Genomic DNA, 13,065 nt, shown 5'->3' with positions numbered 1-13,065 from the left:
CACCGGCGTCCGGCCGGTTCAGCCGCTCGCCGCCGCCGCCGGGAAGAGCCGCTCCAGCACCACGGCGATGCCGTCCTCCGCGTTGGACGCGGTGATCTCGTCGGCGACGGCCTTGAGGTCCTGGTGCGCGTTCGCCATCGCGACCGCGTGCTTCGCCCAGCCGAACATCGCGATGTCATTGGGCATGTCGCCGAAGGCGATCGCGTCGTCGGCGGTCATCCCCAGCCGGCGCGCGGCCAGCGACAGGCCCGTGGCCTTCGTCAGCCCCAGCGGCAGCAGCTCCACCAGCCCGGTGCCGGCCATCGTCACCCCGACCAGCCCCCCGGCGGCCGTCCGGGCGGCGTCCGCGAGCGCGTCGTCGCCCAGCTCGGCGTGCTGGATGTAGAGCTTGCTGATGGGCTGCGACCACAGCTCGGCCGGCTCCGTGAACGGCACCAGGGACATCCCGTCGTGGTCCATCCGGTACCCCTCGCCGAAGAGCACCTCGCCGTCCAGCCCGTCGCGGGCCGCGGCCAGGAACAGCGGGCCGATCTCCGCCTCGATCTTCTCCAGCGCCAGCAGCGCCACCTGCCGGTCCAGCGTCACGGAGGTCAGCAGCCGGTGCTCGCCCGCGTGGTAGACCTGTGCGCCCTGGCCGCACACCGCGAGCCCCTCGTAGCCGAGGTCGTCGAGTATGTGCCGGGCCACCGGGACGGTCCGCCCGGTGACCACGATGTGCGCGGCGCCCGCCGCGGTGGCCGCGGCGAGCGCGTCCCGGGTCCGCGCCGAGACGGTGTGGTCGGGGCGCAGCAGCGTCCCGTCGAGATCGGTCGCGACCAGGCGGTACGGAAGACCGTCGGGGTACGGACGACCGTCGCCGTACGGAAGCTCGTCGCGGTACGGAAGCTCGTCGCGGTACGGAAGCTCGTCGCCGCCGCTCACCGGGCGACCGGTTCCAGGACCTCGCGTCCACCGAGGAACGGCCGCAGCACCTCGGGCACCCGCACCGAGCCGTCGGCCCGCTGGTGGTTCTCGAGGATCGCGACGATGGTCCGGGTGATCGCGCACAGCGTGCCGTTGAGCGTGGCCAGCGGACGGACCCGCTTGCCCTCGCGCATCCGGATCGACAGCCGACGCGACTGGAACTCGGTGGTGTTGGAGGTCGAGGTCAGCTCGCGGTACTTGCCCTGCGTCGGGATCCACGCCTCGCAGTCGAACTTCCGCGTCGCCGACGAGCCCAGGTCACCCGAGGCCAGGTCGACCACCCGGAACGGCAGCTCCAGCGAGGTCAGCCACTGCTTCTCCCACTCCAGCAGCCGCTGGTGCTCGGCCTCGGCCTCCTCCGGCGTCGTGTAGACGAACATCTCGACCTTGTCGAACTGGTGAACCCGGAAGATGCCCCGGGTGTCCTTGCCGTACGACCCCGCCTCGCGGCGGAAGCAGGAGGAGAACCCGGCGTAGCGCCGCGGCAGCTGGTCCGCCTCCAGGATCTCGTCCATGTGGTACGCGGCCAGCGGCACCTCGGAGGTGCCCACCAGGAAGAGGTCGTCCTTGTCGAGGTGGTAGACGTCCTCGGCGGCCTGGCCGAGGAAGCCGGTGCCCTCCATGGCCTTCGGCTTGACCAGCGCCGGGGTGAGCATCGGGGTGAAGCCCGCCGCGGTGGCCTGCGCCATCGCCGCGTTCACCAGCGCGAACTCCAGCAGGGCGCCGATGCCGGTCAGGTAGTAGAAGCGGGAGCCGGAGACCTTGGCGCCGCGCTCGGTGTCGATCGCGCCGAGCAGCTCGCCGAGCTCCAGGTGGTCCTTGGGCGCGAAGCCCTCGGCCTCGAAGTCGCGCGGGGTGCCGATGGTCTCCAGGACGGCGAAGTCGTCTTCGCCGCCGACCGGGACCTCGGGGTGCACCAGATTGCCCAGCTGGAGCAGGAGCCGCTGGGTCTCCTCGGCGGCCACGTCCTGCTCGGCGTCGGCCGCCTTGACGGCGGCGGAGAGCTCGCCCGCCTTCTTCAGCAGCTCGGCCTTCTCGTCACCGGAGGCCTTGGGGATGAGCTTGCCGAGCGCCTTCTGCTCGGCACGCAGCTCGTCGAAGCGGACACTGGAGGACCTGCGCCGCTCGTCGGCGGTCAGGAGCGCGTCGACGATGCCGACGTCCTCTCCACGAGCGCGCTGGGAGGCGCGCACACGATCGGGGTCCTCACGGAGCAGGCGAAGGTCAATCACCCCCCCAGGTTACCGGTGTGACCTCGGGTGCTCGACGCGATATTCCTTTGCGTCCGGTTTTGCCCCCTTTTGGGCCTGTGGGTAAACCGGGGAATTCCTGTGACGGTCGCCGTCAAGGAATGCATCCGCAATCCCCGAAAAGGGGCAAAGAGGCGGCGCCGAGTCGACCTTCTTCCCTTGTGCACAGGGTGAGTTGGAGGTTGGTTGTCCACAGGTGTGGGGGGAATCCCCGAAGTTATCCACAGGCTGTGTGTGAGATCTGTGGATGTCGCAGTGATCGTTAAGGCCGCCCAGATGCTCGGCGATGGATTCCCCTGTCAAACCGCGTTCACACACTCCACAAGAGAGGAATCCCTCACTCCAAAGAGTTGGTCGAGCGAATTGAGGTGACAAGTGAGCGATGTCCGATGATGGCGATCAATGCGAAGAGGGTCGTGATATGCCCGTTGTGCCGGATTGGGGATGTCGACTTATCCCCAGCGTGGACCATCAGCCTGTGGATAACTTTTCCGCAGCGATTGTGTTGACGAGCTCAGGTCCGGCCGTCCTGGCAGCGGGCCAGCCACTCCGCCGCCTCCGTGAACGCCTCGTCCGACGTCCCGTGCCGCAGCGGTGCCATGTCCTCGGCCGTCACACCCGCCCGGGGGTACGAGCCCAGGAACCGCACCTTCGGGCAGATCCGCCTCAGCCCCATCAGGGCCGAGCCCACCCGCCGGTCGGTGATGTGCCCCTCACAGTCCACCGAGAAGCAGTAGCGGCCGATGCCCTCGCCGGTCGGGCGCGATTCGATACGCATCATGTTGACCCCGCGCGCGGAGAACTCCTGGAGCAGCTCGAGCAGCGCGCCCGGGTGGTCGTCACCGAGCCAGATCACCACGGAGGTCTTGTCCGCGCCCGTCCGGGCGGCGGGCCGGGCGGGGCGTCCGGCCAGCACAAAGCGGGTCATCGCGTTCTGCGCGTCATGGATGTCGGTGACCAGCGGCTCCAGACCGTACCTGGACGCCGCGAACTCGCCCGCGAACGCCGCGTCGTACCGCCCCTCCTGCACCAGCCGCGCCCCGTCCGCGTTCGAGGCGGCCGACTCCCACACGGCGTCCGGGAGGTTCGCCGCCAGCCAGTTGCGCACCTGGGGCTGGGCCACCGGATGCCCGGTCACCGTCTTGATGTCGGTGAGCGCGGTGCCCGGCCGCACCAGCAGCGCGAAGCTGATCGACAGCAGCACCTCGCGGTAGATCATCAGCGGTTCGCCGGTGGCGAGTTCGTCGAGGGTCGCGGTGACCCCGCCCTCGACCGAGTTCTCGATGGGCACCAGGGCGGCCGCCGCGGCTCCGGAGCGCACCGCGTCGAGCGCCACCGGCACGGAGACCATCGGCACCAGCTCCCGGGTGGCGGCCTCCGGCATGGACCGCAGCGCGGCCTCGGTGAAGGTGCCCTCGGGGCCGAGGTAGGCATAGCGGCTGGCCGACATCACGGTCGCTCCCTGTGATCAGACGAGACCGCCACGATACCCGCGTCGGCACGGGCCGCCGACCCGCATGGTGGACACCCGTATGGACGCCCGTATGGACACCCGCATGGACGCCCCTTGGACGCGATGCCCCGGGGCGGCTCGTCCCCTTTCCTATGCCTCCAAGAGTGCCTGACCCACGTACTCCCCCGGGGCGCAGCCCGGAGGCACCGCGAACAGCGCGCTGGCCTCGTGCCGCAGGAACCGCGACAGATCGTCGCCCAGGTCCAGCTTCCGCTGCACCGGCACGAACCCCTTCATCGGATCCGCCTGCCAGGCGATGAAAAGCAACCCGGCGTCCGGCGCCCCGTCGTCGCGGAAGCCGTCGTGGTACGAGAAGGGCCTGCGCAGCATCGCGGCGCCCTGGTTGGACGCGGGCGCCGCGACCCGTACGTGGGCAGCGCCCGCGATGGCCAGCGCACCGTTCTCATCGACCTTGTCGAGCTGAACCGGGGTGGTCTCGGTGCCGCCGGACAGCGGGGCGCCGTCGGACTTACGGCGGCCGACCACCTTCTCCTGCCGCTCCAGGGAGAGGTGGTCCCAGGAGTCCAGCAGCATCCGGACGCGCCGGACGACCGCGTAGGAACCGCCCGCCATCCACGCGGGCTCGCCCTTATCCGGTACGAAGATCCGCCGCTCGAAGTCGTCGTCGGTCGGCTTGGGGTTGTTGGTGCCGTCGATCTGGCCCATGAGGTTGCGGGTGGTCATGGGGTGGCCGGTGGCGCCGGGGGACCGGTTGAAGCCGCTCATCTGCCAGCGCAGCCGGGCCGTGTCGGCGGCCTCGCGCTGTAGGGCGCGCAGCGCGTGGAAGGCGACCAGCGCGTCATTGGCGGCGATCTGGATCCACAGATCGCCGTTGCTGCGCTTGGGGTCGAGCGCGTCGGAGACGAAGTCGGGAAGCGGGGCGAGTGCCTCCGGCAGCTGGTCCTCGACTCCCGCCTTGCCGAAGAAGGTCCGGCCGAAGCCGAAGGTGACCGTAAGGGACGAGGGACCGGCGTCGAGCGCGATCCCCGTGTCGTCCGGTGGGGCCTCGCCCGCCATCAGCTCCTTCGCCGTCCGCGACCAGCGGCGCAGCAGTGCGGCGGCCGCCTTACGGTTCGCACCGGGCGCCAGGTCGAAGGCGAGGAGATGGCCGTGGGCCTGGAGCGGGGTGGTGATGCCCGCCTGGCGCCTGCCGTGGAAGGGCACGGCGGTCGAGCCCAGCGAGCTGAGGGGCGCGGGTGCCTCCCGCGTCGCCTCGGACGCGTAGGCTCCGGCGGCTCCGCCGGCGACCAGTCCGGCCGCTCCGGCGGCGCCCGCCGAGCCCAGCAGACGCCGCCGGGAGATGCCGGACGAGGGTGCTTGCTCTGTGGTCATTGAGCGACTTTCACGTTCCTGGTCTCCGTCACCTGGTCGATGTCGGAGGTACGTACGGTAAGGGAGAGCTGCCAGGTGCCCGCCATGGGGAGCTGGACGGTCTTGGCGCTCCAGTGGCCGGTCGAGAGGCGCTCGAGCGGGATGCGCAGCGGCCCGATTCCCTTGCCCTTGAGCGTCAGCGACAGCTTGACCTCGGGCACGTCCACGGGACGGTCCGCCAGGTCGGTGGTGAAGACGTGCAGCGCGTTGTCACCCGGCAGGGCGGGTTCGATCATCACCACGGCCTTGCCACGGCCGCTCTTGGGACCCGTGTTGTAGGGGATCAGCACGCTCACCGGGTCGACGTTCAGCCGGTCGACGGGTTTCGTGGCCCGGGCGCCGGCCTGCTCGGTTTCGGCCCGGCCGGGCTGGGTGCCGCTGAGCACGGTGGCCACCGCGAGCAGCGCTACGGCCACGATGGTCTCGGCGAGTACCGAACGGCGCAGCCCGCTGCGCTCGCGGTCGGCGTCGCGCTCCCGCAGGGTGGCGGTCTTGTCCTTGGCGGCCCGCTGACGGGCGAGCTGGGCGCTGCGTACGGGGTCGCCGTCTGCTGCGCCGGTACCGGAGTCGCCGCCGGGTCGCCCGTCCCCGGACTCGGTTCCGGCGTCGGCCAGGGTGTCGGCGGGCGTGTCGGCACGGGTGTCGACGGCCGCGTCGGCCGCACCGGTGCGGACCGGCCGCGCGGCCTGCACCGCCGCCTTGGCCCCGGCCTTGGTCTCGTCGGCCGTGGCCGTGGCCGCGACATCGGCCTCGGCACCGCTCCCCGCCTCGGCCTCCGCGTCCGCCTGGGCCCCCGCGCCCGCCTCGGCCTCCGCGTCTGCTTCCGCGTCTGCTTCCGCGTCCGCTTCCGCCCCGGCCGCCTCCGTGGCATCCGTAAGGCGCCCGGTCCAGCGGCGCGAGACGGCGGCGATGCCCACGAGCACCGTCACCAGACCGACCTTGACCAGCAGCCATCGCCCGTACTCGGTGTCGGTCAGCGCGCCCCACGAGCCCACCTGACGCCACGACTGGTACAGCCCGGTGACCACCAGGGCGACGACCGAGCCGAAGGCCAGCCGCGAGAAGCGGCGCACGGCCGCCCGTTCGATCGGCTCGCCCGCCCGGAGCGTCACCGCGAGCGAGGCCAGACCGCCCAGCCAGACCCCGACCGCGATCAGATGGATCACGTCCACCGGCATGGCCAGCTGCCGTTGCAGGCCCACCGAGGCGTGCTCGGCCATCGCCCAGGTCGCGGCGAGGCCCACGGCCATCACCGTGCCGCCGAAGCCGAGCCCGAAGGCGAGGTCCTGGCGGCGCCGCGCGTCCGCCTCCCCCTCCCCGGTGCGCCGGGTGTACGAGCCGAAGAGGACGGCCAGGAACACCGCCGCCGCGCCGAGCAGCAGCAGCCGGGACAGCAGCGCCGCGCCCGGCTTGGTGGACAGCACATCACCCAGCCTGCCGAGGTCGAGGATCCCGCCGATCCCCTCGCCGTCGGTGTACGGCCCGCGCAGCAGCAACAGCAGCAGGCTGGCCGTGAAGACCGTCACCCAGCCGCCCACGGCGATCTTCCGCACCGGGCGCGAGGACCGGCAGAGCCCGGCGAACACACAGCCGCCCACGAGTGCCGCGAAACCGCCGTAGGCGGCGTACCGGCCGATCCCGTAGAGCGTGCTGACGGTGGAGTCGGACGCCTCGCCCGTGGGCACCTTCGCCTTGGTCTTGGACGGGGCGCCGATGGAGAAGGTGAAGGCGCCGCTCACCGGGTGGCTGTCCTCGGAGACCGCCTTCCACGCCACCGTGTAGGTGCCGTCCGGCAGTCCGGAGTGCAGCCCGGCGGCGGCCGTCGACGACTTGCCGTCGACATGGGCGGTCTTCCCGGTGTCCACGCGCTTGCCCTTGGGGTCGAGCACGCGCACCGAGTCGCCGGAGAGCAGCACGCCCTCCGAGAAGTTCAGCGTGACCTCCCTGGGAGCGGTCTTCACCACCGAGCCGTCGGCGGGGTCGGTCGAGGTGAGCGCGGCATGCGCGGACGCGGGGCTCGCGCCCACGCTCAGCGCGCACAGCAGCGCGGCGAGCAAGGTGCCGCAGATCGCCATCAGCCGCCGGGTGGTCGCGGTGGTCCGGGTGGGAGTCGCGGTGGGCCCGGTGGGGGCCAGGGAGGTCAGCGAGGGCATCGGGCGTCAGTCCTTGGGGCGGTACGTCGTCGGCTCGACCGGGACTTTGATCTCGATGGGGTCGGAGGTGGCGAAGTGAAGGGTGAAGCTGACCCTCTCACCGACCTTCGGCCGGTGGGTGAGATTTGTCAGCATCAGATGATCTCCGCCGCTGGTCAGCTCGAGGCGGCCGTCGGCGGGGACATCGAGCGAGCTCACCTGCTTCATCCGGTTGCCCTTGGTGGTGTGCAGGGTGACCTCGGAGGCGAGCGGGGTGGTGACGGACGTGAGCTCGTCGGCGCCGCCACCGGCGTTCCGTACGGCCAGGTAGCCCGCCGCCATGTCGTCCATGGGCGGCTGCGAAACGTAGGCGCCGCTCACGGACAGCTTCGGGGCGCCCTTGTGGCCCGCGTGGTCCCCGCCGTCCCCGCCGCCGCCGTCCTCGCTCCCGCAGGCGGCGAGCGTGGCGGACAGGCCGACGGTGAGGACCACGGCGGCCGCCTTACGGATGCCGGGGCCCGCCGCCGTCACGGGTTCCGTCCCTCGACGATCTTCGGCAGATCCTTGGCGTAACGATCCGCCGTGGCCTCCGTCGTGTAGATCCAGTGGCCCTTGTCGTCCTTGGGCGAGAAGCCGATCACCTCGGCGCCGTGGCTGACGGTGACGCTGCCGTCCTTCTCCTTCTTCGGCTTCTCGATGTAGATGCCCAGCGGCCGCGCGGCGGCCTCGATGGTGTTGAAGTCGCCGGTGAGGCCGACGAAATCGGTGCCGCCCTGGGCGTCCAGCCAGGAGCGGATCCGCTTGGGGGTGTCCCGGGCGGGGTCGGTGCTGACGAAGACGACCCGCAGCTTCTCCCGCTCGGCCTTGGGGAGCTTCTTCACGGCGATGCCGACGTTGCTCATGGTCAGCGGGCAGACGTCCGGGCAGTGGGTGTAGCCGAAGAAGAGCAGGGTGGGCCGGCCCTTGGTCTCCTTCAGCAGGTCGTACTTCTTGCCGTCGGTGCCGGTGAGGACGAGGTCCGGCTTGGCCTTCGCCTGGTCGAGGACGATGGCCTGCCCCGACCGCTGGCCGCCCTTGACCTCGGCGGCGGCGTTGTCGCCCTTGCCCCCGTCGTCCGAGCCGCCACAGGCGCTGAGGGTGAGCGTGGCGGCGGCGACGAGCGCGGTGGCCAGGATTTTGGTGCGCATGGAGCTGTTCTCCAAAGAGGGGAGGGGTGGATCGGTGGCGCGCGGGGGCGGCGGGCGTGGGGGCCCGCCGCCCCGCCGGGATCACGCGGTCGGTTCAGGACCCGTGGTCACCGGCGGTACACGCATGCGGAGGAGTGGACGGTGGTCAGGCGGAACGGCGGCGGCTGGCGACCACGCCGAAGACGACACCGGCAGCGCCGATGACGATGCCCGCGATGCCCAGCACCCGGGCGGTGGTGTCGCTGCCGCTCTCGTCGTCCGAGGTGTCCTTGGAGGCGGAATTCTCCGCTCCGGCCTGCTCGGAGTCCTTGTCCTGGCCGGATGCCGCGGCGGCGCCATCGCCGTCCGAGCCCTCGGCCGGGGCGACCAGCTTGAGCACCGGAGCCGGGTTCTCGGGCTCGGCGGCGCCCTCCTTGGGCTCCTCGATCCAGCGCACGACCTCCTTGTTGTCGTACGTCTGGAGGGCCTTGAAGGCGAGCTGGTCGGCGTCGTCGGGCAGCTGGCCGACCGAGAGCGGGAACTGCTGGAACATCCCCGGCTCGATCTTGCCGCCGGTCCAGGTGACCTTGGTGACCGCCTCGCTGATCTTCTCGCCGTGCATCTCCATGGGCTTGGGGAGCTTGGACTTGGTGACCTTGACGTCCCAGCCGGGCACCGGCTGGGGCATCACCGAGGCGAGCGGGTGGTCGGCGGGGAGGGTCACCTCGAGCTTGACGGTGGAGGAGTCGTCACGCTCGTTGGGCACCTTGAAGTTGATGGTGCTGTAGCCGCCCTTCTCGGCCTGGCCGGGCTGCACGCTCACGTGCGCGAAGGCCGGGCCCGCGGTGAGCAGCACCAGGCCGCCCGCGGTCAGGGCTCCGAGGACCGGCAGACGGCGGAGACGCATGGCGTTCATGTCAACACTCCAGGAACAGGAATGATCAGATGGGTGGGCGCGCGTGCGGCGACGTCACGGCCGCCCTCCGGTCCCGCTGGAGGAGCGTCGCGTCGGTCAGGCCGCGAGGTCGCAGACCGGCGGTCCCCGCCTGATCACGCTGTGCTGGAGGACGAGGGCCGTCGTCCCGCCCTCGTCCCGCTCGGCCGTGCGCGGACGGCATGGCCGACCGTAAGGCGCCTGCGAAGGGGCCAGGAGCACCCGTACGAGCCTCAGGGCGGCGCGCAGCGCCCGTACGAGCGCGGCCTCCGCGACTCCCCGGGCCCCGTCCACCGACAGCCGTACCGCCCGCCATACGGCCATCTCGCCCCGGCGCAGCAGCCAGCCGATGGCCAGCGCGGCGAGCAGATGGCCCAGGGTCATGGGCAGCGACGGCAGCAGGCTCTCCATCCCGGCCGCCTGCCCCGCCGGGGCGGTGGACGCCGGCATGGCGTGCGGGCCGCCGTGCGCGGCGGACGGGTCGATGCCCGCGTGGGTGACGATCCGATGGGCCGTCGCGGCGTCGAGCCGTCCGGGGCCCGACGCGCACAGCAGCCTGGCGGCCAGGCCGATCACATGGCCCTGGGCGGCGTCGGCCCGATGGGCGGCCTCCTCGGCCGCCGCGGCCCGGTCCTGTCCGAGCGCGAAGAGCGCGTGCAGCGCCAGCTGCCCGACGGCCAGCACGGCCGCGATCCCGGGCAGCGACCGCTCCCGCCCGGCCAGGGACAGCGCGACGGTGAACATCGCCGCGCAGCCCACGCCCAGCGTCCACAGCGGCACGGTGGCGCAGGAGCCCAGCACGTGCCCCGTCGCGGACAGCACGACGCAGACCGCGGTGAACACCGCGGCCCGCAGCATTCGCAGATCGGCGCCGGCACGGGCGACAGGGGAAGCCATGGCCGCGCCATCATCCCACTGGGTGGACGCGTTCCCTACGGCGGGTGGGGCGTACCGGCGCACACCGGGACAGGCCCATACACCGGTTCGCGCATCGAGCGCGTCCGCTGAATGAGCGGAGTCACGTCAATAACACGCTTACGGACCATGGACCCAGGCAATACGTAACGGTATGTCGAGCCGCGGCCGGGAGGCTGGAGCATGAGCATCTGGTGGTCACTCCATTTGCCCCGCGAGGCGGCGAGCGTTCCGCTCGCACGACGACTGCTCCTCGGCACCATGGAGACGGCCGGAGTGGATCCGGAGATCTCCTACGATCTGTCGGTCGCCCTCTCCGAGGCGTGTGCCAATGCGGTGGAGCACGGGGGTCGCGACGGCACGGGCGGGGATTATCGAGTCACGGCCTATATCGACGGCGACACCTGCCGTATCGAGGTCACCGATTCCGGTCCCGGCTTCGCCGGACGCGGCACCGTCCGCCGCGAGGCCCGCACTCGGAACGAGCGGCGTCCGGCGGGCGCGCCGAGACCACAGCAGCCGCGCAGTCCGGCCCCGCCACAGGCGGAGCACGGACGGGGGCTCTTTCTCATCGAGGCCCTCACCGACCATGTCCGCTACCGCGACCGTCCGGGCCGCGGCGGGGTGGTGGTGAGCTTCGACAAGATTCTCAAGTGGCGTGAAGGAGCGCTGCTGAGGGCGTCATAACCGCCCCAAATATCAGGGAAGTCTTTCCGGGCGGCCCGACGTCAGGTGGTCGCCTCGGCCTCAGGGGCCCTCGGCCTCAGGGGCCGTCTGTTCGGGCGGCAGGGCGCGGCACAGCGCGTCCAGCGCCCCCGCGAACGAGTGCTCGGGCGGGGTCGCGTAGCCCACCACGAGCCCGTCGCGATGCGGTGTGGTGGCGTCCGGATGGCGGTAGCCGCCGAGGCCTTCGAGCGCCAGCCCCTGCCAGGCGGCGGCGCGCAGCGCGGCCCGCTCGGTGCCGGGCGGCAGTTCCAGTACCGCGTGCAGACCGGCCGCGATCCCCGAGACGCGGATATGGGGCGCGCGTTCGGCGAGGGCGGCGACGAGCTGATCCCGCCGACGGCGGTACTGCTGGCGCATACGGCGCACATGGCGGTCGTACCCGCCCGATTCGATGAAGTCCGCGAGGGTCAGCTGGTCGAGGACGCCGGTCCATCCCTCGCGCTCCCCCTTGGCCGCCAGCAGGCCGTCGACCAGGTGGTCCGGCAGCACCATCCAGCCCAGCCGCAGCGCCGGGGAGAGGCTCTTGCTGACCGAGCCGAGGTAGAGCACCCGGTCGGGGTCGAGGCCCTGGACGGCGCCCACCGGAGTGCGGTCGTAGCGGAATTCCCCGTCGTAGTCGTCCTCCAGCACCAGACCGCCGCTCTCCCGCGCCCAGGCGACGGCCGCGGCCCGCCGCTCGGGGTGCAGCGGACCGCCGGTGGGGAACTGGTGGGCGGGGGTGAGCAGGGCCGCCCGTACGCCGTCGAGGTCGGCCAGTGCGTCCGTAAGGGCGCCATCGGCGTCCAGGGGGAGCGGGACCGTACGGATCCCGGCGGATCTCAGCAGCGAGCGGTGGAAGTCCAGGCCGTAGGACTCGACGGCCATCCGGGGCCGCAGCAGCCGGGTGCCGCTCAGCAGCCGCACCGCGTGCGCGAAGCCCGCGCAGACGACGATCCGCTCGGGGTCGGTGCGTACGCCGCGGACGCGGGCGAGGTAGTCGGCCAGGGCGCGGCGCAGCTCCGGGCGGCCGCGCGGATCGCCGGGGCCGAACGCCTCGTGGGGCGCGGCGGTCAGGGCGCGGCGGGCCGAGGCGAGCCAGGCGGTGCGGGGGAAGGAGGCGGCGTCCGGCTGGCCCTGGAGCAGGTTGTGCACCGGGTGCGGGGCGGGCCGGGGCCCGCGGCGGCCGCCGGTCGCCCCGGACGGCCGCCCGCCGTGCTCCCGGCCGGGAGCACGGCGCCGGGGCGGGGGCGACGCGGGCCGGGGCGCCACCCGGGTCCCGGAGCCCTGGCGGGCGGTGAGCCAGCCCTCGGCGACCAACTCGGCGTAGGCGTCGGCGACCGTGTTCCGGGCGATGCCCAGGTCGACGGCGAGCGAACGGTAAGGCGGCAGCCGGGTGTCCGGGGCGAGCCGCCCGTCGCGGATGGCCTCGCGCAGCGCGGCCATCAGGGCGGTTCTGCGGCTGCCCGCGCGGGTCAGCTCCAGATGGAGGTCACTGCCGAGGATCTCCGCCGAATTGACCCATGAATCCGCCATGGAAATGCACCCTACAGAGGGTCGCTTAGCGGCCTAATTTCATTCCCATGACGACTTCGACACCGACACAGACGGCGACCACACAGACGGCCCCGACGACGGCGCGGCAGACGACCGGACGGGTCGACTTCGCGAAGGCCGCCCCCAAGGCGTTCAAGGCGCTGATCAACCTGGACGCGGCCGCCCGCGAGGGCCTGGACCCGGCCCTGGTGGAGCTGGTGCAGATCCGCTCCTCCCAGCTCAACCACTGCGCCTACTGCCTCCATATGCACACCACCGACGCCCATGAGGCGGGCGAGAGCAAGGAGCGCATCGCCCTGGTGGGGGTCTGGGAGGAGGCCGGGGAGGCCGGGTTCTACACCGAGAAGGAGCAGGCCGCCCTGGCGCTCACCGAAGCGGTCACGCTGCTGCCCGGCGGCGTCCCGGACGAGGTCTACGAGCGGGCCGCCCGGCACTTCGAGGAGCGGGAGCTGGCCCAGCTCATCGCCCTCATCTTCACGATCAACTCCTGGAACCGGATCGCGGTGACCACCCGCAAGGTGCCGGGGCGGAACTGAGCGCGCAACCGTGGGGAGCGGCGCCG

At 72.0% G+C, this 13,065-nt stretch carries 12 protein-coding genes; 2 read left to right on the top strand and 10 right to left on the bottom strand.

Annotated elements, in window-relative coordinates; translation table 11 throughout:
• Window positions 1–18 precede the first annotated feature (18 nt).
• The 9 genes from ACT2CW_RS03100 to ACT2CW_RS03060 all read right to left on the bottom strand — a co-directional run bounded on the left by ACT2CW_RS03100 (window position 19) and on the right by ACT2CW_RS03060 (window position 10,226).
• Complete coding sequence (locus tag ACT2CW_RS03100) at window positions 19–819, bottom strand: HAD family hydrolase (RefSeq protein WP_445515676.1); 801 nt, start codon at window positions 817–819, stop codon at window positions 19–21.
• Between the two features lie 98 nt (window positions 820–917).
• On the bottom strand, window positions 918–2,195 hold the full coding sequence (gene serS, locus ACT2CW_RS03095; RefSeq protein WP_164435599.1) for a serine--tRNA ligase: 1,278 nt from the start codon (window positions 2,193–2,195) through the stop codon (window positions 918–920).
• A 532-nt stretch (window positions 2,196–2,727) separates the two neighbouring features.
• Window positions 2,728–3,663, bottom strand: a complete 936-nt coding sequence (gene pheA / locus ACT2CW_RS03090) for a prephenate dehydratase (RefSeq protein ID WP_182471965.1) — start codon at window positions 3,661–3,663, stop codon at window positions 2,728–2,730.
• A gap of 153 nt (window positions 3,664–3,816) precedes the next feature.
• Window positions 3,817–5,058 carry an iron uptake transporter deferrochelatase/peroxidase subunit gene (efeB, locus tag ACT2CW_RS03085; protein WP_445515404.1) on the bottom strand — a complete coding sequence of 414 codons (1,242 nt, stop codon included), beginning with the start codon at window positions 5,056–5,058 and terminating at the stop codon, window positions 3,817–3,819.
• Entirely contained in the window at window positions 5,055–7,250 is a 2,196-nt protein-coding gene (locus tag ACT2CW_RS03080) for a copper resistance CopC/CopD family protein (protein WP_445515403.1), read from the bottom strand. Before ACT2CW_RS03080 ends, efeB begins: the two co-directional genes overlap by 4 nt.
• Before the next feature lie 6 nt (window positions 7,251–7,256).
• A complete protein-coding gene (locus ACT2CW_RS03075) occupies window positions 7,257–7,760 on the bottom strand; it encodes a copper chaperone PCu(A)C (RefSeq protein WP_445515402.1) in 504 nt (167 codons plus the stop codon).
• On the bottom strand, window positions 7,757–8,416 hold the full coding sequence (locus ACT2CW_RS03070; RefSeq protein ID WP_445515401.1) for an SCO family protein: 660 nt from the start codon (window positions 8,414–8,416) through the stop codon (window positions 7,757–7,759). The genes ACT2CW_RS03075 and ACT2CW_RS03070 overlap by 4 nt, the downstream gene beginning before the upstream one ends.
• A gap of 145 nt (window positions 8,417–8,561) precedes the next feature.
• Window positions 8,562–9,311 carry a YcnI family copper-binding membrane protein gene (locus tag ACT2CW_RS03065; RefSeq protein WP_375792350.1) on the bottom strand — a complete coding sequence of 250 codons (750 nt, stop codon included), beginning with the start codon at window positions 9,309–9,311 and terminating at the stop codon, window positions 8,562–8,564.
• 96 nt (window positions 9,312–9,407) lie between these two features.
• Window positions 9,408–10,226 carry a hypothetical protein gene (locus tag ACT2CW_RS03060; RefSeq protein WP_445515400.1) on the bottom strand — a complete coding sequence of 273 codons (819 nt, stop codon included), beginning with the start codon at window positions 10,224–10,226 and terminating at the stop codon, window positions 9,408–9,410.
• Window positions 10,227–10,427: 201 nt separating this feature from the next.
• On the opposite strand from ACT2CW_RS03060, the gene ACT2CW_RS03055 reads away from it, so the two are divergent.
• A complete protein-coding gene (locus ACT2CW_RS03055; protein ID WP_121824507.1) occupies window positions 10,428–10,931 on the top strand; it encodes an ATP-binding protein in 504 nt (167 codons plus the stop codon).
• A 60-nt stretch (window positions 10,932–10,991) separates the two neighbouring features.
• On the opposite strand, the gene pdxR is transcribed toward ACT2CW_RS03055, so the two are convergent.
• Window positions 10,992–12,482, bottom strand: a complete 1,491-nt coding sequence (gene pdxR / locus ACT2CW_RS03050) for a MocR-like pyridoxine biosynthesis transcription factor PdxR (protein ID WP_445515399.1) — start codon at window positions 12,480–12,482, stop codon at window positions 10,992–10,994.
• Window positions 12,483–12,529: 47 nt separating this feature from the next.
• On the opposite strand from pdxR, the gene ACT2CW_RS03045 reads away from it, so the two are divergent.
• On the top strand, window positions 12,530–13,039 hold the full coding sequence (locus tag ACT2CW_RS03045; RefSeq protein WP_445515398.1) for a carboxymuconolactone decarboxylase family protein: 510 nt from the start codon (window positions 12,530–12,532) through the stop codon (window positions 13,037–13,039).
• Window positions 13,040–13,065 lie beyond the last annotated feature (26 nt).

Source organism: Streptomyces sp. NEAU-174, from assembly GCF_052665095.1.
The sequence above is the reverse complement of the archived record's forward strand: the minus strand, read 5'-3'. Positions and strand labels throughout refer to the sequence as shown.

Bases quoted from the DNA above. Each gene is read 5' to 3' on its own strand.
- ACT2CW_RS03070 (WP_445515401.1), bottom strand. From the start codon at position 8,416: ATGCGCACCAAAATCCTGGCCACCGCGCTCGTCGCCGCCGCCACGCTC.
- pdxR (WP_445515399.1), bottom strand. From the start codon at position 12,482: ATGGCGGATTCATGGGTCAATTCGGCGGAGATCCTCGGCAGTGACCTC.
- ACT2CW_RS03080 (WP_445515403.1), bottom strand. From the start codon at position 7,250: ATGCCCTCGCTGACCTCCCTGGCCCCCACCGGGCCCACCGCGACTCCC.
- efeB (WP_445515404.1), bottom strand. From the start codon at position 5,058: ATGACCACAGAGCAAGCACCCTCGTCCGGCATCTCCCGGCGGCGTCTG.
- ACT2CW_RS03060 (WP_445515400.1), bottom strand. From the start codon at position 10,226: ATGGCTTCCCCTGTCGCCCGTGCCGGCGCCGATCTGCGAATGCTGCGG.
- ACT2CW_RS03045 (WP_445515398.1), top strand. From the start codon at position 12,530: ATGACGACTTCGACACCGACACAGACGGCGACCACACAGACGGCCCCG.
- pheA (WP_182471965.1), bottom strand. From the start codon at position 3,663: ATGTCGGCCAGCCGCTATGCCTACCTCGGCCCCGAGGGCACCTTCACC.
- ACT2CW_RS03065 (WP_375792350.1), bottom strand. From the start codon at position 9,311: ATGAACGCCATGCGTCTCCGCCGTCTGCCGGTCCTCGGAGCCCTGACC.
- ACT2CW_RS03055 (WP_121824507.1), top strand. From the start codon at position 10,428: ATGAGCATCTGGTGGTCACTCCATTTGCCCCGCGAGGCGGCGAGCGTT.